The organism is Rossellomorea vietnamensis, assembly GCF_008180615.1.
Lineage (GTDB): Bacteria > Bacillota > Bacilli > Bacillales > Bacillaceae_B > Rossellomorea > Rossellomorea vietnamensis_D.
On the sequence record NZ_VTEH01000010.1, the window covers coordinates 74,560 to 98,472 of the forward strand.

At 44.2% G+C, this 23,913-nt stretch carries 20 protein-coding genes; 5 read left to right on the forward strand and 15 right to left on the reverse strand.

Features of this window, described 5'->3' with window-relative positions:
* Positions 1–87 precede the first annotated feature (87 nt).
* Complete coding sequence (locus tag FZC79_RS13240; RefSeq protein ID WP_148947252.1) at positions 88–1,299, forward strand: sensor histidine kinase; 1,212 nt, start codon at positions 88–90, stop codon at positions 1,297–1,299.
* A 19-nt stretch (positions 1,300–1,318) separates the two neighbouring features.
* Complete coding sequence (locus FZC79_RS13245; protein ID WP_148947253.1) at positions 1,319–2,002, forward strand: YdeI/OmpD-associated family protein; 684 nt, start codon at positions 1,319–1,321, stop codon at positions 2,000–2,002.
* A gap of 96 nt (positions 2,003–2,098) precedes the next feature.
* Here the strand turns inward: FZC79_RS13245 and FZC79_RS13250 are convergent, their stop codons facing one another.
* The 10 genes from FZC79_RS13250 to FZC79_RS13300 all read right to left on the reverse strand — a co-directional run bounded on the left by FZC79_RS13250 (position 2,099) and on the right by FZC79_RS13300 (position 14,506).
* Complete coding sequence (locus FZC79_RS13250; protein WP_148947254.1) at positions 2,099–2,476, reverse strand: VOC family protein; 378 nt, start codon at positions 2,474–2,476, stop codon at positions 2,099–2,101.
* 155 nt (positions 2,477–2,631) lie between these two features.
* Entirely contained in the window at positions 2,632–4,122 is a 1,491-nt protein-coding gene (locus FZC79_RS13255; RefSeq protein ID WP_148947255.1) for a glycine betaine uptake BCCT transporter, read from the reverse strand.
* Positions 4,123–5,161: 1,039 nt separating this feature from the next.
* Positions 5,162–5,944 (reverse strand): HAD-IIB family hydrolase, encoded by a 783-nt coding sequence (locus FZC79_RS13265; protein ID WP_148947256.1) that lies wholly within the window; start codon positions 5,942–5,944, stop codon positions 5,162–5,164.
* 298 nt (positions 5,945–6,242) lie between these two features.
* Positions 6,243–6,950: a 23S rRNA pseudouridine(2604) synthase RluF gene (gene rluF, locus FZC79_RS13270; protein WP_148947257.1), complete on the reverse strand. Its 708-nt coding sequence runs from the start codon at positions 6,948–6,950 to the stop codon at positions 6,243–6,245.
* 142 nt (positions 6,951–7,092) lie between these two features.
* Positions 7,093–8,733, reverse strand: a complete 1,641-nt coding sequence (locus FZC79_RS13275; RefSeq protein WP_148947258.1) for an L-lactate permease — start codon at positions 8,731–8,733, stop codon at positions 7,093–7,095.
* Positions 8,734–8,981: 248 nt separating this feature from the next.
* On the reverse strand, positions 8,982–10,928 hold the full coding sequence (locus tag FZC79_RS13280; RefSeq protein ID WP_148947259.1) for an FtsX-like permease family protein: 1,947 nt from the start codon (positions 10,926–10,928) through the stop codon (positions 8,982–8,984).
* Positions 10,915–11,679 carry an ABC transporter ATP-binding protein gene (locus FZC79_RS13285; protein ID WP_148947260.1) on the reverse strand — a complete coding sequence of 255 codons (765 nt, stop codon included), beginning with the start codon at positions 11,677–11,679 and terminating at the stop codon, positions 10,915–10,917. Before FZC79_RS13285 ends, FZC79_RS13280 begins: the two co-directional genes overlap by 14 nt.
* Positions 11,680–11,779: 100 nt before the next feature.
* Positions 11,780–12,784 (reverse strand): sensor histidine kinase, encoded by a 1,005-nt coding sequence (locus FZC79_RS13290; RefSeq protein WP_148947261.1) that lies wholly within the window; start codon positions 12,782–12,784, stop codon positions 11,780–11,782.
* Complete coding sequence (locus tag FZC79_RS13295; protein WP_148947290.1) at positions 12,781–13,470, reverse strand: response regulator transcription factor; 690 nt, start codon at positions 13,468–13,470, stop codon at positions 12,781–12,783. The genes FZC79_RS13290 and FZC79_RS13295 overlap by 4 nt, the downstream gene beginning before the upstream one ends.
* Before the next feature lie 178 nt (positions 13,471–13,648).
* Positions 13,649–14,506 carry a dimethylarginine dimethylaminohydrolase family protein gene (locus FZC79_RS13300; protein WP_148947262.1) on the reverse strand — a complete coding sequence of 286 codons (858 nt, stop codon included), beginning with the start codon at positions 14,504–14,506 and terminating at the stop codon, positions 13,649–13,651.
* A 266-nt stretch (positions 14,507–14,772) separates the two neighbouring features.
* Between FZC79_RS13300 and folE the strand changes: the two genes are divergently transcribed.
* Both folE and FZC79_RS13310 read left to right on the forward strand, forming a co-directional pair.
* Positions 14,773–15,411, forward strand: a complete 639-nt coding sequence (gene folE / locus FZC79_RS13305) for a GTP cyclohydrolase I FolE (protein WP_148947263.1) — start codon at positions 14,773–14,775, stop codon at positions 15,409–15,411.
* 48 nt (positions 15,412–15,459) lie between these two features.
* Positions 15,460–16,230: an SDR family oxidoreductase gene (locus tag FZC79_RS13310; RefSeq protein WP_148947264.1), complete on the forward strand. Its 771-nt coding sequence runs from the start codon at positions 15,460–15,462 to the stop codon at positions 16,228–16,230.
* Positions 16,231–17,321: 1,091 nt separating this feature from the next.
* On the opposite strand, the gene FZC79_RS13315 is transcribed toward FZC79_RS13310, so the two are convergent.
* Positions 17,322–18,218 carry a vanadium-dependent haloperoxidase gene (locus FZC79_RS13315; protein ID WP_148947265.1) on the reverse strand — a complete coding sequence of 299 codons (897 nt, stop codon included), beginning with the start codon at positions 18,216–18,218 and terminating at the stop codon, positions 17,322–17,324.
* A gap of 158 nt (positions 18,219–18,376) precedes the next feature.
* Here FZC79_RS13315 and FZC79_RS13320 point away from each other — a divergent pair, with 158 nt between their 5' ends.
* Entirely contained in the window at positions 18,377–19,081 is a 705-nt protein-coding gene (locus FZC79_RS13320; RefSeq protein ID WP_148947266.1) for a Dps family protein, read from the forward strand.
* 222 nt (positions 19,082–19,303) lie between these two features.
* On the opposite strand, the gene FZC79_RS13325 is transcribed toward FZC79_RS13320, so the two are convergent.
* The 4 genes from FZC79_RS13325 to FZC79_RS13340 form a co-directional block, all read right to left on the reverse strand.
* A complete protein-coding gene (locus tag FZC79_RS13325; protein WP_148947267.1) occupies positions 19,304–20,767 on the reverse strand; it encodes a M20 family peptidase in 1,464 nt (487 codons plus the stop codon).
* A 338-nt stretch (positions 20,768–21,105) separates the two neighbouring features.
* Positions 21,106–21,714 carry a hypothetical protein gene (locus FZC79_RS13330; protein ID WP_148947268.1) on the reverse strand — a complete coding sequence of 203 codons (609 nt, stop codon included), beginning with the start codon at positions 21,712–21,714 and terminating at the stop codon, positions 21,106–21,108.
* Positions 21,708–22,748 carry an ABC transporter permease subunit gene (locus FZC79_RS13335; RefSeq protein ID WP_148947269.1) on the reverse strand — a complete coding sequence of 347 codons (1,041 nt, stop codon included), beginning with the start codon at positions 22,746–22,748 and terminating at the stop codon, positions 21,708–21,710. Before FZC79_RS13335 ends, FZC79_RS13330 begins: the two co-directional genes overlap by 7 nt.
* On the reverse strand, positions 22,745–23,626 hold the full coding sequence (locus FZC79_RS13340) for an ABC transporter permease subunit (protein ID WP_148947270.1): 882 nt from the start codon (positions 23,624–23,626) through the stop codon (positions 22,745–22,747). The genes FZC79_RS13335 and FZC79_RS13340 overlap by 4 nt, the downstream gene beginning before the upstream one ends.
* Between the last annotated feature and the right edge of the window lie 287 nt (positions 23,627–23,913).

Sequence of the window (23,913 nt, forward strand, 5' to 3'; positions counted from 1 at the left end):
CGAAAACAGCCTCTATATAAGAATAATTGACTATATTTGTCATTTGTAAGATAGTTACTATATCTAAGATTTTTGGGCGGTGGGAAGTTGAAAGAGTTTCATAAAAATTTTAATAGTAAGCTGTACTATATCAGCATCGTGACAGTCATCATTTTAATGTTTGCGGGATTGTTAGTTAGTAACCCCCGGATGGCAAATCCAGGTACTGGCTATGCTGTACATGCGGTACTGATAGTAGTGCTGAGCCTTTGTCTCCTTGTTTATCCGAAGTATGAAAACAGGCCGGTCAGGATCTTAACAATAATGGCGGCTTCAGCATACTTTTACGTGCTGTTTTTTCTCTATCCGGAAACATGGTCGACTTTCATCTTTCTTTGCTTTATCCCTGCCGTATCCATACTGTTTTTTGACAGGAAGCTCTTCTTTTTCTCACTCATTCTAAATGGAGTTCTTATCTCCATCACATTCAGTTTTATTTTTGTGATTGATAATGGAGTCAGGTTCTCTCATATTGAAAAAGATTTGACAGGCAATATCGTAAACTTCATCGGAAGCCAGATGATTATTTATTTTATCTTTCATCTGACCAATAGAAGGATTCAGAAACAGCGGCTCTATTTTGAGCAGGTTCAGAATGCGGAACGGTTAAAGACGACGGGCCAGCTCGCGGCGGCAGTTGCTCATGAAATCAGGAATCCGCTGACCGTTGTGAAAGGATTTTTGCAATATTATGCCGGAGATGAAGAGTTCAATAAGGAATATAAGAGAAACTTTTCCTTATTAATCGATGAGCTGGATGCTGCGGAATATGTAATTTCACAATTCCTTTCAATCGCCAAACCGGATAAAGAGAGCAGCTTGGACAAAGTAGATATAAAGAGAATGCTTGATGATGTAACGGATCTTTTGAATACATATGGGCTTCTTCATGATAATCAAATTCACCTTCAAGTGAAGGGAGACTGCTATGTCTCTGCCAATACAATTGAACTGAAGCAGCTAATGATCAACCTGGTCAAGAATGCCATTGAAGCCTCCCCTCATGGTTCTCCTATCTCGGTTAAAGCAGAAAAAAAACGTGATAATATCGAGATCAAAATAGAGGACCGGGGCCGAGGGATGTCGAAGGAAGAAGTGAATTCTTTAGGGACTCCATTCTATTCTTTAAAAAGCAAAGGAACCGGCCTTGGATTAATGATTTGTTATAATATTGTAGAAAAGTATAATGGTACCATTCAGTTTGTGAGTGAGGTTGGAACCGGCACAATCGTCACCCTTCATTTTCCGCAAGCTGCATAGTAAAGAAAGGAGTGATTCAATGAACACTAACTCACAGAAAAGTATTATTGAAAAGCTGAATTTACATAAGTTTTCTTCAAGGGCGGTCCTTAACATTCCCGCAAACCTTCATGATTTCAAGGACCTGGCCTTTGACAGTACCATCGAAGACAAAAAATATGATCTTGTGTTTCTCTTCATTTTCTCCCTGCAGGATTTCAGAGAGCATTTGAAGGCGGCTGTTGATCAAAAGTTGATTAAGGATAATGGCTACCTTTACTTCGCTTACCCGAAGAAAAATAATCCTGAGTATGATCAATACATAGAGCGGGACAGCATTTATAATGAAGATCATTATAATGAAGAAGGATTTGTCCACAACAGCAATCTAAAGTTTTCGCGGATGGTCAGCTTAAACGAAACATTCACTGTAGTCGGGATGAAAGCACAGCCAGAGAAGAAGAAAGCTCCTGTCAAAAGCAGCAGCCAGTGTGTGGATGATTATATCGAAAATATCGAGGAGTTAAGGAGCTCCTTGGCGGTCAGCCCAGAGGTCCTTACCATCTATGATGGACTGACATTTGGGTATCAAAAGGATTGGGCACGCTATGTCTATAGCGCCAAGAGAAAAGAGACAAGGGAAAAGCGCTTGAAACAGATGGAAGAGGTATTGGCAGCGGGGTATAAATCAATGGACTTATATAGGAGAGACCAGAAGAAATAACCATAGAGCGGCGGGTCCAGAGGAGGATCTTCCCGCTCTATTTTTTCTTTCATATACCCAAATCCCAATTGCCTGCAACCCCTTAGGGTACAGAAATCAGGCAAATACCTCACTCATCAGCGCATGGGTGTTATTCTCAGTGTCTTTGAAGAAGGTCATCCAAGTCTCTGTCTGTCCCATCTTCGCAACAATGTGTGGTTCATCCGTAAAAGCCACCCCTTTTTCTTTCAACTGTTCCCAGGATGCTTTAATATCATTGACTTCAAAGTAGATGACTGAACTTGCTTGTGCAAATTCCTCTTTTTCCGGCAGTGTCAGCATAATCCTCAGCCCGCTGCACTGAAGAAAAGCCATGCTGTCCGTGTTATAAAGAAGGCTCAGGCCCAGCTTCTCTTTATAAAATTCAAGCGCTCGGTCAATGTCTTGTACAGGCACCCCGATTTGTCCAATCTTTTGTATAGTGTTTGATTTCATCTTTAAATTGCTCCCTTCGAATTTAGCCTATTAAAAAAATGATTTTACTATTCAGATAAATCCATTATACCTTATTTTCCTGTTTGTAATAGAAAAGCACTGCTCCATGAAGGAACAGTGCTTGTATTGGATACTCTTAGATTGATTTTATTAAACTATCTACGTTGAGATTTTCCCTCTTTCTGTATGTCTTTAAAGAAAGAGACGCCCATCAATATTAACACCACGGCAAACGGAAGGGCTGCAATGATCAGCATGTTCTGCAGACCTTGGGTACCGCCAAAATAGACTACCACCGCGGCAATGGTGGATTGAATCAGTCCCCAGCCGATCTTAACAGAGTTAGCAGGGTTCAACTGTCCGTTGGTGCTCAGCATGCCAAGCACGAAAGTGGCGGAATCGGCGGAAGTGATGAAGAAGATTGCAATCACAACGATTGTCAAAATGGACATGAATGTCCCCAAAGGATACTCTGCCAGCACTCCGAATGTCGAGGTTTCCAATGTGAGATCAGAGATTACCGCTGTACCAAGCTGCTCAAGATTCAGGGCAGAAACCCCGAACACAGCGAAGAAGATGAAACAGACCAGCGATGGAAGCAGGAGTACACCAAAGAGAAATTCCTTTACCGTCCGGCCCTTTGAAATACGGGCGATGAAGATACCGACGAACGGTGCCCAGGAAATCCACCAAGCCCAGTAAAAGATGGTCCAGCCGTCAATCCAGCTCCGCTTGTCTTCACTCAAAGGAGCAAGTCTCAGGCTCATGTCAAAGAAGTCAGAAACATAGCTTCCCAGAGTATGGGTGAACATGTTGAGGATATACATGGTAGGCCCCACAATGAACAGAGTAACCAGCAATAATATGGCAAGTCCCATATTGATATTACTCAGGTACTTTATACCTTTGCCGATCCCCGACCATGCGGACCAGATGAACAGCACGGTTGCGACCGCAAGTACGGTCAGCTGTACGGCAAAAGTGTCCGGAAAACCGAAAAGATAGGAGAGTCCTCCAGTAATCTGGGCAGAACCGAAACCAAGTGTGGCAGCCACCCCGATGACTGTGGCAAATACAGCCAGGACATCAATCATTTTTCCGAACGGCCCTCTCATAAGTTCTTCCCCGAAAAGCGGGGTAAGAGTGGCACTAATCAGTCCGGGAGCCCCTTTATTGAATTTAAAATAGGCCAGGATCAATCCGACTATTGCGTAGACCGCCCAGGCATGGATGCCCCAGTGAAAGAAAGAATATTTCAACGCTTCTTTTATCGCTTCATTCGATCCTTCTTCACTCATGGGGCTGCTGATAAATGCGTGCGAAATAGGCTCGGCAGTTGTCCAGAAGACAAGGCCGATTCCCATTCCGGCACTGAAGAGCATCGCAAACCAAGAAGATCTGCTGAACTCAGGCTCGTCATCCTTCTTTCCCAGTTTTAACTTGCCAAATCGGGAAAACATCAGGAAAACACAGAAAAGAAGAATGGCGATAACAATCAGCAAATAGAACCAGCCAAAGTCACTTAAGATACGACCGGTCAATTCAGAAGAAAAATTATTCAGATGTTTAGGAGCCGCAGCCCCCCAAATAACGACTATCAACGAGATAGCCAGTGCAAACCAAAATACATGTGTCGCTTTTTTCATATTCCACCTCTCAAATATTTGAGAGTATCCAACTCTTTAATGATAACATAATTTAACTATCGATGCTCTTCAACTAAAAAGCGGAAAGGCCCCGCTCAGCGGCGTACGGACTGTACCAGCCCCGCATTGAGATAAAGGAATCACGAAGAGCGACAGCGATTCGATGATGACTTATCGCAAAGGAGGGGATGGGCAGTACGCTAGCCGCTGGGGCCTTGTAGCTGGATTGCATATAAAGCGGAAGCGCCTTGATCAGGCCCGACAGGCAAATGTTCCCCGGAGAAAAAAAGGCGGTCTTTCCTTTTATTCTCCGGGGGTTATTTGACCCCGAGGGGCTAGGCGCTGAAGCTGGATTGCATAAAAAGCGGAAGTGCCTTGATCAGGCCCGACAGGCAAATGTTCCCCGGAGAAAAAAAGGCACCGAGAAAGTCCAACAATAAGTAAAAAGGCAGAATCGCTCACTTCAGAGAGTGATTCTGCCTTTTTCACTTCCTAAAAAGAGTTTTGATTTCAGTAGGTGTGCGGCTCCGCTGGGATGGCGCACGCCAGAGTGGCCTTTATAGCGGAAGCCGTCTGCTCCTTAATTAAGTATCCAGCGTGAAAATAAGGGGAGATTTTCCCGCTAATTGCAAATTTCAGCTCATTACTTGAGTAAATAGAGGGAGTTTTTCCCCTTATATGAAAAAAAGCACCTATTTTCTCGTGGTTTAATTCAAATAAGGGGAATTTTTCCCGCTATTTTAGCTATTTTCAGTGCTTTCTTAGTAAATAAGGGGAATTTTTCCCTCTATTTATATTGAAATGCATTGAACCTTGCTGATAAGTGCCTCTGATCACTGTTCCTTTCTAAATTTCAGTAGATTTTCAGTGTCCTCGAGAAACAAGGCGGTCTTCCCTTTTATTCACTTTGGGTTATTTGACCCAGAGGGGCTAGGCGCTGAAGCTGGATTCAGAAACCCTGCCTGATTTCCATTCTAGATATCTTTTACTTTTTTAAAAAACTCCCCTGCTTAAAAACAGAGGAGTCTGAAGCTATTCGCTAATTAAGGTTGTTCAGCACTTCGAGTGTACCCCTGGCAAAGTTTCCGTCAGCACTTTTAATGGAAATGTGATCATCCTGGCTTTCAGGAGGCTCACCGTCTCCTACCCAAAAGAAGGTGACATCTTCGGCTCCGCATTGGCGTGCCGTTTCGGCCATAATGAAATCTCCGTGGCTGTCCCCAAAGACATAGACGGATTTCCCTTCTGCAGAAGCTTGGCCGAAAACCCACTCGGCCCCGATCTTCTTGGAAAGATCCTTCGGCACCACATCGACGCCGTAGGTAGAGACAACAACCTTTTTATCGTGCTTATCAGCAACTTCTTCAGCTTCCTTGGAATAGGCCTTTAACGCCTTTTGGGTTTTTTTAAGGTGTTCCTCGTCTCCCGGGTCTCCGTGGACCGACTCGACGGTTCCCATAGATTCCTTTGTATGATCCCACTCAATCAAACCAACATAATCCTGCTTTTGGCTGATTTTGAGCAGTTCCTCTTTAACCTCATCGGGCACAACGAAGTTCTTATCAAGTTCCCATTTGTCAATATCCGGCCCTTTTCCTTTAATAGCTCCGTGTTCCGCGACACAGAAAAGACCGGACCAATCTTCTTCCTGATTCAAGGAAGAGAAGATATGATCAGCCAGCCACTTCCTGGAGCGGCCGGTGATGAATGCGAGCTGTTCATTTTGCTTGTGCAGTTTCTCGATTGTATGTAATACCTCTTCGCTGGGACGTGCATGTTCATCCGTAAGGACACCGTCCACATCAAATATATAGAATGTCATAATAGCCTCCTTTTATAGAGATATATATACCCTTTATAAGTGAAAAATAAAATGGATTTAATGCAAAGGCCCCTGTTTTTTAAAATGATGGCCCCCGGGAAGTCAGCAGGGTACATCAAAATCAAAAAAACCAAAGATGATGTCCCTCGCAGCAAAAGCAAGGGACATCATCAGTGTAACAATATCTAATTAAGCCTTTCGTACAGAAACGAAGGAAGTATCTCAAACTGAAAAAGCTCAGAAACCGCTGCTCACCAATGCTGGCAGACAATCACTCAGCCTTTTTACAAACCACTGCTTACCATTCCTTCGGCTCGTAATCCAGGTCGCTGAACAACTGCTTTTTCTCTTTTTTGGAAAGGTCACGCCACTGGCCTACAGGGAGGTTTCCTAAGTGAATATTCATGATCCGTACCCTTTGGAGCCGCAGGACATCATAACCTAAAGCTTCACACATACGTCGGATCTGCCTGTTAAGCCCTTGTGTCAGGGTGATTTTAAAATCAAACTTGGAAAGCTGTTCTACTTTACAAGGAAGAGTCTTGGTCCCCAATATCTTCACGCCTTTAGACATTTGCTGTAAAAACTCGGGAGTTATGGGCTTGTCGACCGAAACGTTATATTCTTTTTCATGCTCATTTTCCGCACGGAGAATTTCGTTGACGATATCTCCGTCGTTTGTCAGCAGTATCAATCCATCCGAGTCTTTATCAAGACGTCCGATATTAAAAATTCTTAATGGATGATTAACGAGGTCGACGATGTTGCCTTTCACATTTTTTTCGGTGGTACTTGTAATTCCGATCGGTTTATTGAGTGCAATATAGACATTGTTCCGGGCAACGCGCAGCTGCTGGCCGCTTACCCTGATATCGTCACCTGGTTCAACCTGATCGCCGATTTTGGCTTTTTTACCGTTGATGGTGACTCTGCCTTCTTCAATCAGTCTGTCAGCTCCCCGCCGCGATGCTTTGCCGGCTTCACTGATAAATTTATTTATACGCAATTCGAACACACACCTTCATCTGGGTCATTGTAGCTTAAGAATACCCAATTACAGCGTCGTTTTCAAGAAACGCCTCATGCAGCACCTAGTAAGAACCCCTAGTAAAAAAACTCCCTTCCAGATGGAAGAGAGCCTGAGTGCGTTACATTAAAAGCAGAAACCCAATGATACCGGCAAGCAAAGCATAGAAGAGCATGGGAATCAGTGTCATCCGGATGATGGTTCCCTCCTTGCCGCCGAGGTTCACAACAGAAGCAGCCGCAACGACATTGAGGACGCAGATCATATTGCCGGAGTTCGCTCCAAGTACTTGCAGGGCAAGCACCACTTCTGTATTAGCGCCGATACTATCTGCAACACTAAACTGGAACAAGGAGAACATCATGTTACTGAAGGTGGCGCTTCCTGAGATGAAAGATCCGAGTGCCCCTATGATGGGTGCAGCCAGCGGCCAGTTGCCGCCGATGACTTCGGAAACCATTGCTGCCAGTTCCATTGGCATGCTGCCCAAGTCAGCCAGGTTCCCCCCGGAATTGATGAAGATCCTGACCATCGGCACAGCGGTTCCAAGGGCAATGATGCTTCCCCCCATAGTTTTAGCAGACTGACTGAATGTTTTTCTAACAAGCGAACCATTCATTTTATGAAGGAGAATGGTCAGAACCACGACGAGGATAAAAATTGATCCCGGGAGGTACAAGGGTTCAAAGAAGGTACTGATTTCTGTGCCGAGAATGGACGCCCAACCAAATTTCACTTCCCTGAGCCATCCCTTTAGAGGAAGTATATCAAGTCGTGTTAAGACTAGGAATACCGCAACCAGCAGATAGGGAAGCCATGCGAGCCATAGCGGCATTGTTTTGTTTCCGGTAACGGGCTGAGCGATTACCGATGGTGTCTCAGAGAAGTCCCAAGGTTTGTCAGGCAGCAGGAATCCTCTTTTAGCAGCAGGCACTACAATCGCCAGTCCAACCAGCCCCCCTATGATAGAAGGAAACTCCGGGCCAAGAAGAGTCGCTACGAGAAAGGCAGGGATGGTGAAACTCAAACCGGCAAAAATAGCAAACGGGAATAATTCTAACCCTTCTTTCCAAGACCGGTTTTCACCGAAGAATCTGGTCAGCATCACTACTAGAATCAAAGGGATGAACGTACCTATGAATAGATCAATGAATACTGCGGTGCTGGCCACTTCCTGCAGAAACTGGTTGATGGACATACTTCCCAGACTATTCTCTACAATTTGAGCCAATGATGCACCCTCGTTAAGTCCCTGTTTGACCCCTACGATCATGGGGGTTCCTACAGCTCCGAATGAAACGGCTGAACTATCTGCTATCAAAGCGAGGGAAACGGCTGCCAAAGGAGGAAATCCCAATGCCACAAGTAATGGGGCCCCTATCGCAGCAGGTGTCCCGAAGCCTGCTGCGCCTTCAATGAAAGACCCGAAAAGCCAGGCAATGATGATGAGCTGGACACGCCTGTCCGCCGAGATCTGTGTAAAACCGTTACGGATGGAGTCGAGGGCACCGCTGTTGGTAAGAGTGTTCAGCAGTAATATTGCGCCGAAAACAATCCATAAGATAGAAACAGAGATTAAGATTCCCTCAATTGCTGCAGCCGTAATCTGGACAGCAGGCACCTTCCAAATAAAGAAAGCCAACAGTGCTGTAGCGGCAAGGCTGACCGGCATTGCCCGGGAAGCTGGCATACGCAAAATGACAAGAAATATGAATACAGCCAAAACCGGAGTCAATGCGGTAAAAAGTTCAAATATATTCATAGTTGTTCATCCTTTTTTTGAGGTGATTTATTATATTTCTAGTATACGATGGGGTGGTGGAAAAGTATGTGGATTATTTGTGAAATATTTCACAAACTATAAAATAATTTTAAAAAAACTCTTCCGGAGATGCTTACATAAAAGGAAAAATAGTGATTTCGCTTCCTTTTTAAGTTGGTGCTGCATCCCTTTTTGCCGAGCTTATGTTAAAAACTAAAAGCCCCAGTCAAAAAGACTGAGGCTGCAGTTTATAAGGATTCTTTGATTACTTTTTTATAATACAAAACAGACAGGATCCCAAATATCGAATAGAGGGCTGTGTAGAGACCCATCACAAGGAGCATGGGTGTCCATAATTCCGTTCCGAATAAGAACCAGCCGGACTTGATGGCAAAATAGCTGTGAAGCAGTCCTGTAACAAGGGGGATACCGAAATTGTACACCTGCTTCAGCTGGATCCCCTTCAGGAGGTCGCCTTGAGTGTAGCCGAGTTTTCTCAGAATCGTATAGTGCTGGCGCTCACTTTCACTCTCATCCATTTGCTTGAAGTAAAGGATGCATCCGGATGTGATCAGGAAAGTCAGTCCCAAAAAGCCGACAATGAACATTACGACGCCCATAGTTTGCTTTTGTGAGGTGCTCATCGCCAATTGTGAGTCAGTTCCGTCCTTTTCAGCCAATCCTGACTCGGTGAAAAGTTCGTTTGCTTTTTCCACCTGTGATTTCTTGCTAATTTCAACTCCAATATATAGAGAGGAAGGCATTTGAATCTCAGGGTCAAGATCGTTTTTTAGCTTATTGAATGTGGATTCATTTACCACAGCTACAGGAATACCGCCGGAAGAGAAATACCAGGAGATATAGTACTCTTTTTGTATGCCCAAATATGTTTGGGGAATCTCAATAGTATTGCCTTGTATCGTTACGCTTCCTGAATCTTTTAAAGAGAGAAAGGTCTGAATTGTGTCATTATATCCTGTGAATAAAATCTCATTTTCTTTAAGCTCAACCCCATCAACCGATTTTTCGCTTATGACAGGGAACAACATTTCTTCCGGATTCATATTCATTTCAGCCATTTTGGACTCCATAATATCTGATAGGTCCAGTTTGGCTTGAAGGACCTCAATCGTTTCCTCGTTGAAAGGGATTCCGTTCTCTTTCAAGATATCTTTGAATTGCTGGGCATCCTCTGCCATGGCAAATGTAAAGTCTTCCGGCACACTGTTTTTAGCTGATTTTTCTGCTGAATAATACGAGATATAACTCAGTGAAAGAAGACTGATGGCGAGCGCAGATACAGTGGTGATGATTGTCAGAAGAAGAGCGTTTGACTTCATCCGGAACATGATGGATGAAAGGGACAGCACCTCATAGATGTTCAAATAACCGTTTTTTCTGTTTCTGATCAGGTTGGCTATGAACCGGACGGATCCTTTATAAAAGAAGTACGTTCCAATGATCACACTGGCCAGAATGAAGGCCATCGCAAAGAATAATTCATTGATTGTCGTGAAATCTCCGCCGAATAACTTGGAGGAAGTATAGTAGCCTGAAAGAATCAACAGCAGACCGAGAACACCCATGAGCACTTCCCATACGGAGATTTTCTTTACCCGCTCTTCTGTCGAGGAGGTCACTCTAAATAACGAAAGAATGCTCTGCCTCTTGATGAAGATATAGTTCATGAGCATGATCAGCAGATAGATCCCCGCAAACACGATCAAGGTCTGGATCAGCGCCCGTTCCGAAAAGTGAAGGGTGGCGATGGCATCGACTCCGGTCACTTTGAACAAAATCATGATGATCAGCTTTGAAAAAGAAAAGCCGATGAAGACGCCCGCAATGATGGAGCCGAAATAAAGGATAAAATTTTCAGCGCTGAGGAGGCGGAAAATCCGGCCCTTTGTCATCCCGATCAGTTGGAAAAGGCCGATCTCTTTGCTGCGCCTTTTGATAAAGATGTTATTGGCATAAAGAAGAAAAATTGAAACGATGGCCACAAGTAAAATCGATGCTGTCCTGACTGCTGCTGCGCCTTTTATCGTTCCTTTTGTTTCATCCATCGAAGGATCGAACTGCAATGTGACAAATGCAAAGTATAAGGCCACACTGAAAATCAAGGCGAAAACGTATAGATAATAGTTCTTAAGGTTTTTCTTCAGGTTGCGGAAGATAAGATCATTCATGCTCATACTGAACACCGCCTAGTACCGCCTGGGTCTTGATGATATCTTTGAAAAATCTTTGCCGGGACTGATCCCCTTTAATGAGCTGGGTGTAAATCTGGCCGTCTTTTATGAAGATGACTCTGCTGCAGAAGCTTGCGGCAGTCGGATCATGAGTGACCATTGCGATGGTTGCTTTTCTTTTCTGATTAAGGTCGGAAAGCTTATTCAGGAGGTCAGAAGCGGACTTGGAATCCAGTGCCCCGGTTGGTTCATCGGCAAAAATGATGCTGGGCTCATGGATAAAGGCTCGTGCAGCTGATGTCCGCTGCTTTTGTCCGCCTGATATTTCATTAGGATACTTATCCTTAATTTCGTAGATTCCGAGCTCCTCCCCTAAAGCTTTGAATCGTTGTTCGGCTTCTTTCCGTGGTGTTTTTGTGATGGAAAGAGGCAGCAAAATGTTTTCTTTAACGGTCAGGGTATCGAGCAAATTATACTCTTGGAAGATGAACCCTAAGTGATTCTTACGGAACTGAGCAAGCTGCTTTTCCTTGAGGGAGGTCATTTCATTGCCGTTGATGGTAATGCTGCCGCCGCTGACTTTATCGATGGATGACAGGACATTGAGCAGCGTTGTTTTTCCAGAACCGGAAGCGCCCATGATGCCGACAAATTCTCCTGCCGCGATGGAAAGGTCGATTCCTTTCAATACTTCTTGTTTATTGAATTTATTTCCGTAGCTTTTATGGATTTTGGCTGCTTCTAAAATATTCATAGCTTCAAACTCCTTTTGGTTGATACCTTCATTATAGAAAGGGGGAAGAGGAAATTCCTTCGAATCATCTAACAATAAGCAAAAGCATGTGACAGTTTTGTCACATGCTCCTAATGGTGGTGAAATCATTCTCCTTTGGGAAGGTAAGAGTGAAAGTGGTCCCCGCCCCTGGTGCTGATTTCACATGCAAATCTAAATGGAGCGGCTCGGCTGCCTTTTTGGCCAGGTAAAGTCCCATTCCGGTCGAAGCACTGTCTTGATGGTCAGTCGTAGAGGTAAACCCTTTCTCATAGATCCTTGGCAGATCTTTTGGATTGATCCCCCTTCCGAAGTCCTGAATCTTCAGAGTGACAGTGCCTTTTTCTTGATTACTGTTTATCCTGATATCAGTTTTGTCACTGTATTTTACGGCGTTGGATAAAATCTGCCTAAGGATGAAAGCAAGCCATTTGGCGTCACTCAACACTTCGCAAGCCTTTAAATCAATGTCAAAACCGATTCCTTTTTGAATGCACCAGGATTGAAGCATCTTGATTTCTCGGTAGAGGAGTTCTTCAAGATCGACCTTTTCTATGTAGAGATCATTTTCAATAAAAGAAATCCTTTTTTGATGAAGCTGTTGATCGAGAAGCATGTGGATCCGAAGCCATTCGTACGTCAAAGCGGACTTCAGGGGCTGTTCCCCGATCCTGCCAATGATCAGATGCATGGCGGTAAGAGGTGTTTTCACTTCATGTATCCATGACAGGAGATCATCTTTTTCCTGTTCAAGCGTTAAATTGTTTTGAGAGGCTGACTTTCGCAATGTTTCGCTTTGTCCAGCCAAGCTTTCTTCCACGATTTTTTCAAACGGGCTGCTGCCATTGACAAGGCTGGAGGGATCAAGGTCGTCTTCACGATCAATCAATTCTTTGAAAAATTTGGTTTCTTTGTTGTACCGGATGGCAAGAAAGATAGAAAAAATGAGCAGAGCCAAGAAAGAGAAGTATAGAACAGGCTGGAGCCGTATGGCTGGATCAATATAAGAGACAAAGATAAGGAATGCCAGGAAAAATAGATAGAGGGAAATCCAGCTGAGCCTTTCTCTTAGAAACAGCCGGATCATTTGTTATCCTCTTCCTTAGCAATATAGCCCTGGCCCACCTTCGTTTGAATGAAGCAGCCCAGACCAATTTCCTGCAGGTGCTTTCGCAGCCGGTTGACATTGACGGTCAGGGTGTTATCACTGATGAAGCGTTTATCATCCCACAAGCTTTCCATTAATTTTTCCCTGCTGACAATTTTGTTTTTTTCTTCAATCAGAAGTTTCAGGATGAAGATTTCGTTCTTGGTCAGTTCTATGGCTCCCGACTCATTGGACACCATGTTTTTCTCATAATCCACTGTTGCTCCGTTCCATGTCTTTAGGTGGACGCTATCCGTATTATAGTTATACACCCGCCGCAGAGTAGCCTGGATCTTGGCAACCAATACTTCAAAATGAAAGGGCTTCTGGATGAAATCATCTGCTCCGAGCTGCATGGACATGACCATGTCTGTGGGATGGTCGCGGGAAGATAAAAAGATGATCGGCACATTGGAATGCGATCTTATCAGGCGGCACCAATGAAAGCCATCAAACTTTGGAAGCTGGATATCAATGATAACCAAGTCAGGTTTAAGTTCAGTGAATTCCTGGAGGACCCGTGCAAAATCACGGATACCATGAACTTCATAGGACCATTGAGACAAACGTTCTTCTATTTCTTGAAATAAGGTTAAATCGTCTTCTATAACGAGAATGTTAAACAAAGTTTTCACCACACAGTCACCCTGATTTTACATTGATTATAACAAAATTTCCCTTACAGCTATACATCAATTCAGAACAACGAAAAGCAGGGATGATGGAATCCCTGCTGATGGTTCGCGTTGAAAAATTAAGTGCCCTGTTCGAAGTCCTAATATATTTCGTGGCAGAAGTGAGCAGTCAAAGCTCTCTCAAAATCGGAAGTGAACAGCATCGGAAAGAACCGCCTGATTTAATAATCTCAGTAATGTCTACTTCTATTACATCAAAGCCCCGATCGCGGAGTTGTTTATTAACTTCTTTATTGACAGGTAAGCTGAGAATTTTTTTGCTGCCTATTGATAGTAAATTTGTTCCCAGGGTGAATTGTTCTTCTTTAGAAACCTCGATTAGTTCATATCGGGAACCGAAAAATTCGATGTCCTGTTCCGTTAAGGCTTCGCGGAAAATAAGTGCTTCTGTGGGTGAAATGACATTGAAGACACAATCTAAGTGCAGGTATTCGGCTTTGAACTTAATTCCCTTCACTTCATAATGCGGCAGAAGGCTCTGCAGGTGATCGACCGAACTTTGCGTAGTTCTGTCGCTGAGTCCTACATAAACGGTACCTTGATCAATGACAACATCGCCGCCTTCGATTCTGTCTTCTGCAAGATTGTAATAAGAAAGATCCTCATCCTCAAGCCATTGCTTCAGTACAGTTTCTTCCCCTCTCCTGACATCACTGGCCATTCTGGCGACGAATACGGTCTGTCCCAAGGTAAACCCGATGTCACGGGTGAAAACCTGCTCATGGTATTTTTTATGATAAGGAAGAAGAGCCACCTCCACTCCATTATCTCTCAGGGTTTTAACAAACTGGCCGTGCTGTTCGACGGCTTTGTCTATATGTATCCCCTCATCCTTGAATTTCCTCTGAGTTTCATTGATAACATCACGGATTGTCATATAATGGGGCTCACATAGAATAACCCGCTTTAAAGTATCATATTCACTGCCGCAGTATGTTCTGTATTTCTCTTGAGAATCTGTACTCATAAGAACTCTCCTCATAAATGAATTTACCCTTAGGATAGACTGAACCGGGAGATAATATTTATCCTTTTTTGGTACTTCAACACACTAAAGCACTAATAGGGACTGTCCCTTTTAGTGCTTTAGCGTGCTAAAATGTTTGGTAATGTTTTTCAAGAGTATACTGACTATCAAAGGTTGCAGGGATTTGTGATATAGTATGTATAACATGAAACCGTAAGTTTGATGCTTAAGGTTTTATTTCATAATAGAGAGTGGAGAGATTTATTATGTTGATGACCGAAGATCAATTTATGCTTCAAAAACTCCAGGATTTGTTTAAAGGCACTTCTGGGGATATAGATAAAGATATCATTAAGGCGCAGCAATATATGGATGGAATCAAGAATTTGATTGAGATTTGCGGCGATGACCCGGACCGTGACGGTCTGCAGGAAACACCGTTCCGTGTATTGAAGGCATTTTTAGAATATACAGAAGGATACCGTGAAGATCCGAAAGTACATTTGGAAAAAGTGTTTGATGTTGACCATAAAGAATTGGTGATGGTGAAGGATATTGAGTTTTATTCGATGTGCGAGCATCATTTCGCTCCTTTCTTTGGTGTCGCCCATGTAGGCTATGTACCGGACAGGAAAATTACGGGCTTATCCAAAATCGGCCGCCTGGTCGAAGGGTATGCCAAGCGCTTTCAGGTACAGGAAAGACTGACGAATGAAATCGCCCAGGCGGTCGAGGAGGTCCTAGAGCCGCAAGGTGTGATGGTCGTGGTTGAAGCTAAACATATGTGCATGTGCGGCCGCGGCATCAAGAAGTCGACTGCTTCCACGACGACTACGGCGGTCAGGGGAATCTACGCAGAGAAGACGGAGAACAGGATGGAATTTCTATCCCTTTTGAATAGATAGCAGGGCAGATAAACCTAAATGATAATGTCGATAGTGCAGGTGAGAAAAATGAGACACGCAGTGATCACTGCTGGTTCCAAAGGGCTTGGAAAAAAAGTGACCGAGCAATTCCTTAAGCGGGGCTGCTCTGTGACGGTCAATTTCAGGAGCGATTTTGAAAGGGTTGAACAGTTAAAACAAGAATGGGCAGCCTATCTTGAGCAGCTTCAGTTTGTTCAAGGCGATATCACTAAAAAGGAAGATATCAGAAACATCATTGATCAGGCTATGGGCCGGTTTGGCCGAATTGATTATCTCGTCAATAATGCCGGTCCTTATATTTTTGAGCGCAAGAAGCTGATTGATTATGAGGACCATGAGTGGGAAGAGATGATCAACGGGAATTTGACAGCCGTTTTTCATTTTCTAAAACTCGCTGTACCGATCATGAGAAGGCAAAAATTCGGCAGGATCGTCAATTATGGCTTCCAGGATGCCGAGCATTCACCTGGCTGGATCTACCGTTCGGCCTTCAGTGCAGCAAAGGTGGGCCTGGTTTCACTAACAAGATCCATTGCCTTGGAGGAAGCCGAGTATGGCATCACAGCTAATATGATATGCCCAGGAGACATCAGGGGTGAAATGAAAGAGTCTTCCATTGAATCTGCCAGGGGTATGAAGGACGATCGGACGCCCATCGGCAGGTCCGGCACTGGGGAAGATATTTCACGCCTCGTCAGCTTCCTGTGTGATGAGAACTCTGACCTTATCACGGGAAGTGTCATCTCAGCCTCTGGAGGCATCAATGTTGTCAGCCGAAATGGGCTGCCTCATTCATGAATGGTAAAAACCCGTACTCTAACTTGTGCGGGTTTTTTGGTGTGGACCGAGGCGCATCACATCGAATGATCTCCCTTGCACGTCCGGCGGGGTACGTCAAAATCGAGAAACCCGCTAGATGATATCCTTGGAAGGCCGGCGAGGTACATCAAGCCGGAAAAACTGAAAGATAATGTACCTCGCCCGGCAAGCGGGGTACATCAAAATCGAGAAACCCGCTAGAAGATGTCCTAGGAAGGCCGGCGAGGTACATCAAACCGGAGAAACTTAAAGATAATGTACATCGTCCGGCAAGCGGGGTACATCAAAATCGAGAAACCCGCTAGAAGATGTCCTAGGAAGGCCGGCGAGGTACATCAAACCGGAGAAACTTAAAGATAATGTACATCGTCCGGCAAGCGGGGTACATCAAATCGAAAAACCAAAAGATAATGTACTTCGCCTGGCAAGCGAGGTACATCAAGCCGGAAAAACTGAAAGATAATGTACCTCGCCTGGAAAGCGGGGTACATCAAATCGCAGAAACCAAAAGATGATGTACGTCGCCCTGGGAGCGAGGTACATTAAACCGAAAAAACTGAAAGATAATGTACTTCGCCTGGCAAGCGAGGTACATCAAACCGGAAAAACTGAAAGATAATGTACCTCGCCCGGCAAGCGAGGTACATCAAATCGCAGAAACCAAAAGATAATGTACTTCGCTAGGGGAGCGAGGTACATCAAATCGTAAAAACTAAAAGATAATGTCCCTCGCCCGGCAAGCGGGGTACATCAAATTGGAAAAACTGAAAGATAGTGTACTTCGCCCGGAGAGCGAGGTACATTAAACCGGAAAAACTAAAAGATAATGTACTTCGCCTGGCAAGCGAGGTACATCAAAATGAGGAAAACCGAAAGATGATGTCTCTCGCTCTGCAAAAACAGGGCTCCTCCAACAATCAACTGCCCAGCTCAAGAAAAAGGGGCGCTCCAATCCTCGAGGCAGGCGGCTATTTTCATGATGAACTGAGGGTGATGAGCACACATCCATATACTTAGCCCCCACATATGAAGTGAACAAAAAAACCTTCCCGCGAGAAGGTCTAAAAATCTTAACTCAGTTTTTTAAGAAAAGGCTTGGGTGCATCAAGATTCTGCAGCGGCTCCTTCCTTCCGCTATCTTCCTCTCCAATCACTAAAGATGAGCAGTCGGGCGGAAAGTCATATGGAATGAATTGACGGTAATCTTCAGGAAGAAGGTTAGCGTTCTTATAGCTGTGAGATACCATGCGCGGATCAAATCCAGGTTGGCGTTTAATATGGTTGATGACCACTTTGCCAATTGTCCTGCCCAATCGAAGCCCTTCGCTGTTATCAGAAGGAAAATGGACGCCGCCGAACAGCCTGCTGTCGGCATCATCTTCTGCTACTTTATTCAAATTGCGTGCCTCTCTTGGGAAGAAATAACTTAATACTGTTTCTGCGCACCCGGACATGACGGCATGCCCGGAAGGATAAGTCGGGAAGCGCGGCGTACAAATTATTGTTTCCAGTGTTTGGTCATACTGATTGGGCCTTGCCACATCCCACTTATACTTCAGGTCCCATGTGACGACCATGGCATCATTGACAGCTCCATGAACGTAAGCCTGTATCTGGGCTGCAGCAGTTGGGGAGACGTTATAGGTATCGATCAGCCGGTCTATCACAGGTGTCCATTGTTTAGTAGGAACTCCGCTTCCATAATAGACAGCGATCTTTTTTTGCGTTTCAGTCAGTGTATTCAAGGTCTTCTTGACCACTTTGAGCTCTCTTTCAAAATCGATCATATTAGGGTGTCTGAGAAACCGCTCGACTTCCTTTCCTTCGGGAGTACTAATGTCCCCATCCTGCTGCCTTTTTAAGAAAAGAAGAGGCCATGAACCTGCTGATGGTGTGACGGGATCTCTCGGCGGCCCGCTTTCCCCGGCATAAGGAGTTTCAGACCATAGTAAATAAGGTTCTCTCATATAAATTCACCTCCTTTCCTTATAGTATGAAGGTGGAGAGGCTGGGGAGTAGGTGGGAGTAACGGTTTGACGAAAGAGAGTGAAAAATCCTGAATAACTTACACAGAGTATATGGACAATAAAGAAGTAAAAATTCCCCCGAAAAGAGGTAACGAAAAATGACGAACCATGATAATCAAGGATTTTCTCATGATGAATTCAAGCTGTCGAAGTCAGGGTTTGACCCAAACATGCCCGGCCACAAGAACCAGCATTCTAATGAAATGATTCTAAGACAGGAGCCCCGAACAGCCAGAAAAGAAGGAAGCGGAATCAGTCTTCCTTATGAAACCCGGCTGGAAATGGGATTGATGCTGGATGAGCATTTGTGTGCTTTGAACGTGGCGTTACATCAATACACCAAGCATCATTGGCTCACAGAAGGTGCCGAATCATTCGGAAGTCTTCATCATATTCTGGATGAACATATCGATGTAACTGAGAAGCACATCGATATGGTAGGCGAGCGCGTTGCCAGGCTGGGTGTCGTGCCTACTGCCCACCCTGTTACACAGCATGAAATTTCCTATATTAAACACGAAGTGGAAGGCCGCTACACAATGAGGGATTACCTTCGCAATGATCTGGAACATGAGATCAAAATTCAGGGCATGATGAGAAAAACAATCAAGCGTGCACACGAGTTGAATGACTTTGGTACAGTGCAGGTATTGGAAGAAGTTCTTTTGAAAAGAGAAGACTTTGGATATCACCTCTGGAGCCTTCTTGAAGATGATACCCTGGTCCGCGGCATGACACATCTGTTGGACGGCAAGGAAGATATTGCTGACAACCGCCATCTTAATGACAACCTTCCAAATTGATCTTGGATTGAAAGGGTACTTTTCTTAACTCTTAGAAACCCTTTTGTAAAAGGCTCTTTTCGTAAATTTTGTTGCTATTTGATACTTATTCTTAAGAAAATCCGGCTCTTGGGATTTTTCCAAAAGCAGCAATACGCAAAAACAGCCTTGAAAAAAGTGGAGACTCCTCATCACTTTATAAAAATCAAAAACCTGCTTCCTTGTCTGGAAGCAGGTTTTCATTTAGTATCGGTTGCTTTCTTTAACAAATTCCACATAAAATTTTACGGCATTAAGGTAATTTTCTGTGCTGACATGCTCATTGGTGCCATGCATCCGGTTCAGGTCTTCGGAAGTGATCTGGACAGGGAGAAAGCGGTACGTATTATCGGCAACACTGTCATAATGTTTGGCATCCGACCCGGCAACCATCAAATAGGGAGCGATGACAGCCTCGCTGTAAACATTTCTCGCTGCCTGCTGGATGGTTTTGAAGGGCTTGCCTTTCAATGAAGATACCTTTGTTGCTTCGCTCCCTGTCACTTCAACGGTAATGGCTTCATCCTCAATAGTTTCTTCGATAAATTGTTTCACATCTTCCAATGAGTCGCCTGGCATGAGTCGAAGGTTGATGATGGCACTTGCTTGCTCAGGAAGGGCATTGTATTGTTCCCCGGCCTGGAATATCGTTGGAGCAATTGTCGTTCTGATCAGTGCTGCTGAAGCGGGTTCCTTCAATAACACTTCTTCAATAATAGGTTCAAAGAAGAGTTTATTTGAAAAAATATACTTCATCCCGAAATTCATTTCAGGTGCAACGTACTCAAATAAATCCTCTCCTGGTCCTTTAAGATCCTCTGTAAACTGGGTTTCCTCCAGTTTGGCTATGGCACCGGCGATTCTGCCGATATTCGTCCGGCTCTGCGGCTGGGAGGAATGTCCGCCGCTGCCCTCCACTGAAAGCTCTGCTGTCGCCGATCCTTTTTCCGAAATGCCGACAACGCCGACGGGAGCTTCGACTCCTGGCACCATGTTTTCCACTATGGCACCTCCTTCATCGAGGACAAAATCAAATTGCACGCCTCTTTCCTTCAGTAATGAAGCTATAGCCATTGCCCCTTCTTCTCCGCCGATTTCTTCATCATGCCCGAACATGAAGTACATATCTCTTTCAGGCTGAAACCCTTCCTCTATAAGGTGCTCAAGGGCTTGCAGAATTCCGATCACCCCGATTTTATCGTCGAGAGTACCCCGTCCCCAGATCTTACCCCCGGCAATCTTACCGCTGAAAGGGTCATGGTCCCAGTTTCCCTCGGTACCTTGAAGGACAGGGACTACATCATAATGGCTGGTCAGGCCAATCGGTTTTTTAGAGGGGTCCTGGCCTTTCCAAGTATAAATGAGTGCATAATCATTGACTCTTTCCAGGTCCAATTCACGATGAACAGAGGGATAGGTGTGATCTAAAAAATCGATGAAGCGCTGGAACTCTTCAAGTTCAAATTTACTGCGGTCATCATAAGAAATGGTTTTGTAGGTTATAGCCTCAGAAAGGTTATTAATCGCCTTTTCTTCATCCAAGGTAATTTTTTCAGGATCAGGAACAGGTTGTTTAGATTGAACGGTAAAAGTGTTGAAAGCGGTTACAATTATAAAGATTAAAATAAAACTGCCCAGACTCAAAAATGCAATCTTCCAGAATTTCATCGAGGAGCCCCCTTTTACTATAGTTTAAGGCAGGAGATGAACTTTGGAAATGGATTTTACTTATAGAATTTTCGACAGGTTTTGTAAAAGAGTGTTTCCGTATATATTGTTGCTTTTAGAAAAATATTGATAATAAGGTTTTTCTCTCCAGACGGAGGGAGCAGCTCTTTTTTGGGGTTTACCGGGCTATTTCCGGTTAATTGGAGTTCTTTTCACAAAATGGCTTGCAAAAAAGATCCCCTAAGCCTTATCCGGCCAGGGGATCTTCTCTTATAGGGATATTTCCTATAAAATGTTGCTTTTGCAGGGTTTCTATCATTGATAGAAATTAGTGAAAATCACCAATAAGGATTTGCTTTTCCCGGATCAGAATTAAGCTTCATCTTACCGCTATAGAATCCGCGGTCGGAAGGCATAGGTATCGGTGCAAATCTAATGATTCCTGTATAGGTCTTCCCGTCTTTTTCATATAGGTAGGCACCATCACTATCCCCGATTTTTTCCCCGTACATGCCGTATTTCTCTTGAACGGCAGGCGGCTGTAAATCGGCAGGAAATTCAACGATGAGCTGATACCTTTTTTCAGTATCTCCTCTTTTGAGAACGATTAAGAAGGTGCCGTCCTCTCCAACTTCCCCTGTGTCAGTCAGTATGAATTCTTCCAAGGGTTGTGCTGTGGCATCCATAACTTGCTCGATTTCAGCGTCATCTGGATATTCCTTCAGTCCAGCCTGGATGACGCTTCCCTCAGGCAGGTTTGTTTGACCGCGAACCACCATTCTTTTATGAAAACGCACGTTAGACTCCATGATAATCGTTTCGTTTCCTGAAGCGATTTGAGGTGCCTCTTCTTCGGCAAGGGTTTCATCCACCAGGACCACTCTGCAGCCAGCCAGCATTAGAAGGACAGAAACCATCGCCAATAGGGATACCGCTTTCTTTAACATGCCTTTTTCTCCTTATCAGCAAAGGAAAAGTCTCCTTTTTGAGGCTGATGGGTCGCAGCTGGCATGCTTGTCTGTCTGTTTTTCTTCCTTAGGCGCTTCAGGCCGACAGAGTTGCCTTCAATAAGTACAGATCTTAATACTGAACTGATCTCATTTACACAATAAATGGATATCGCAAAAAACAGGAGCGGACCCAATACGATATAAGGCTTGATGAAAACCTGCTGGATATTGATACTGATTGTGGCAGCCCATTCATTGATGGCTGAAAAATATACCGGGATGCTTTCCATGATACCGAACTCCGCGGTCATCAGTCCGCCCAGACAGATTTTAAGGATTCCCAGCTGGATCAATAGAAGAAGCGTTTGAGACAGCTGTTCAGAAAATAGAACAATAGAATGCCGGCCGTAGTGAGGCAGCAAATGTTTCTTGATCAAGTGAAAGCGGCTGGCCCCCATTTGTCTTGAAACATCCACGAATTCCTGCTTCATGAAATCATTCATCCCCTGTCCGACATACATTCCTAGGGAAGGAATGACGATGAGTGCAATAACGACTACTTCAATAATTAAAAAGCGCATGCTTGTAAGTGCCTGTACTTCGTAAGCCGCTTGAAGCGGATAAAGCAGGATGTAACCGACTATGGCCAGAGGAATGAAATTGAATGTATCCCAAAAGCCTTTAAAGCCGGATCTCAGCCAAGACGGCATGAAAGCATACAGCAGTCCTGTCGCAAAGCCGCCTGCCATCCTCAGCAATGCGATGGCCAATGCGCCAAGCAAGGTATATTTGGCACCATCGATAAGCAGCAGGAATATATTTCTCCCCAGCCTGTCACTTCCCATGGGAGGCATCTCTGAGGGGGAATAAGGTGCTGCTGCAATGACTTTAGCAGTTTCAGGATCTGTTATATATGGCGGTCCTTCAGCCTGTAAATCCGGATAGAGAACGGGTACGATAAAGCTTCCTGCAATCATGCTTGCCAGAATTGCAAAGGGTATCCAAAACCGTACAGATTTGAAAATACTCATACTTCAACCTCCCCTCCAATCGTCTTGGTTAAAAGAACTCGGCCGATGCTGAAGATGATGAAGAATGGCACGTAAATCATCAGCATGCCAATGAAGAACGCACTTGGTTCTGCAGTAGCTGTTTTAAGCAGAACAAACATAAATCCATTAATGTTAAACAGAATTTCAATGATGAGCAGATTAGAAAGCATCAATAAGAAAATCGGTTTGATGTGATAATAAAATTGAACCCAAACGTTCCGAAACAAATGAACCCACAAAGTATAAGCTTTTGAAAACCCTTTGGAAAAGGAATATTCAACGTACGGCTTGTCTTCTTCCTCTCTTATCTGGAAAAGGAAATGCTTTGTAAGAAAGGCAATTGGCAGGACAGCCAGGCAGACAATTGGCAGCACATAGATTTTGTCTTCGCCTAGCTTGTAGATATCAAACATGAGGATATCCGTCTTTTTGAAAAGCCAAATGATGAATAATTGCAGAAGTACAACGATCATGACATCCGGCAGGGAATCAAATAAATCAAGAATACGCAGGCATCCCCGTTTGGCCCAGCCTGGCAGGAACATGATCAGATAGCTGATGACAGCCGAAACGACAACAGCGATGGAAAAGGCTGTTACCAGAAGAAGGAACGAGTACCCGAACAGTTGTAACAGCATCGGGAAAATCGGATAACTTTTTCCATTATCATCAACCATAATGGAAATGGATGCGGGATTCAGTACATCATGGAAGATTTGCTTCAGAGTATGAAGGTATTTGGCAATATGTATGACGAGTTCATGATCATAGAAAAGCAGTGAACCGGCAGCACTAAATAGAAATAACCCTGCACATGTCAGTAGGAACTGAACAGGCAGCCACAATATTTTATTCAAGGGAAAAGCCTCCTTATTTATCGATAAGGCAGTGGATAGCTGCCTCTTCTCCAGCTTAGTCTATGGTTGATTTTTACTATGTCATCCACGGCCAGCTTCAGCGCCCAGCCCCTCGGGGTCAAATAACCTCAAGAGAATAAGAGGAAATACCGCCTTTTTTTCTCTTGAGAACATTTGCCTGTCGGGGCTGGACAAGGCGCTTCCGCTTTTGTTGTTACAATAACATTTCAAATTTTTCAGAATATTTCATTCTAACTATAGCATTTTCTAAATTTTGGTTCAATAGT

Bases quoted from the DNA above. Each gene is read 5' to 3' on its own strand.
- FZC79_RS13245 (WP_148947253.1), top strand. From the start codon at position 1,319: ATGAACACTAACTCACAGAAAAGTATTATTGAAAAGCTGAATTTACAT.
- FZC79_RS13250 (WP_148947254.1), bottom strand. From the start codon at position 2,476: ATGAAATCAAACACTATACAAAAGATTGGACAAATCGGGGTGCCTGTA.
- FZC79_RS13255 (WP_148947255.1), bottom strand. From the start codon at position 4,122: ATGAAAAAAGCGACACATGTATTTTGGTTTGCACTGGCTATCTCGTTG.
- FZC79_RS13265 (WP_148947256.1), bottom strand. From the start codon at position 5,944: ATGACATTCTATATATTTGATGTGGACGGTGTCCTTACGGATGAACAT.
- FZC79_RS13275 (WP_148947258.1), bottom strand. From the start codon at position 8,733: ATGAATATATTTGAACTTTTTACCGCATTGACTCCGGTTTTGGCTGTA.
- FZC79_RS13280 (WP_148947259.1), bottom strand. From the start codon at position 10,928: ATGAGCATGAATGATCTTATCTTCCGCAACCTGAAGAAAAACCTTAAG.
- FZC79_RS13285 (WP_148947260.1), bottom strand. From the start codon at position 11,679: ATGAATATTTTAGAAGCAGCCAAAATCCATAAAAGCTACGGAAATAAA.
- FZC79_RS13290 (WP_148947261.1), bottom strand. From the start codon at position 12,784: ATGATCCGGCTGTTTCTAAGAGAAAGGCTCAGCTGGATTTCCCTCTAT.
- FZC79_RS13300 (WP_148947262.1), bottom strand. From the start codon at position 14,506: ATGAGTACAGATTCTCAAGAGAAATACAGAACATACTGCGGCAGTGAA.
- folE (WP_148947263.1), top strand. From the start codon at position 14,773: ATGTTGATGACCGAAGATCAATTTATGCTTCAAAAACTCCAGGATTTG.
- FZC79_RS13310 (WP_148947264.1), top strand. From the start codon at position 15,460: ATGAGACACGCAGTGATCACTGCTGGTTCCAAAGGGCTTGGAAAAAAA.
- FZC79_RS13315 (WP_148947265.1), bottom strand. From the start codon at position 18,218: ATGAGAGAACCTTATTTACTATGGTCTGAAACTCCTTATGCCGGGGAA.
- FZC79_RS13320 (WP_148947266.1), top strand. From the start codon at position 18,377: ATGACGAACCATGATAATCAAGGATTTTCTCATGATGAATTCAAGCTG.
- FZC79_RS13325 (WP_148947267.1), bottom strand. From the start codon at position 20,767: ATGAAATTCTGGAAGATTGCATTTTTGAGTCTGGGCAGTTTTATTTTA.
- FZC79_RS13330 (WP_148947268.1), bottom strand. From the start codon at position 21,714: ATGTTAAAGAAAGCGGTATCCCTATTGGCGATGGTTTCTGTCCTTCTA.
- FZC79_RS13335 (WP_148947269.1), bottom strand. From the start codon at position 22,748: ATGAGTATTTTCAAATCTGTACGGTTTTGGATACCCTTTGCAATTCTG.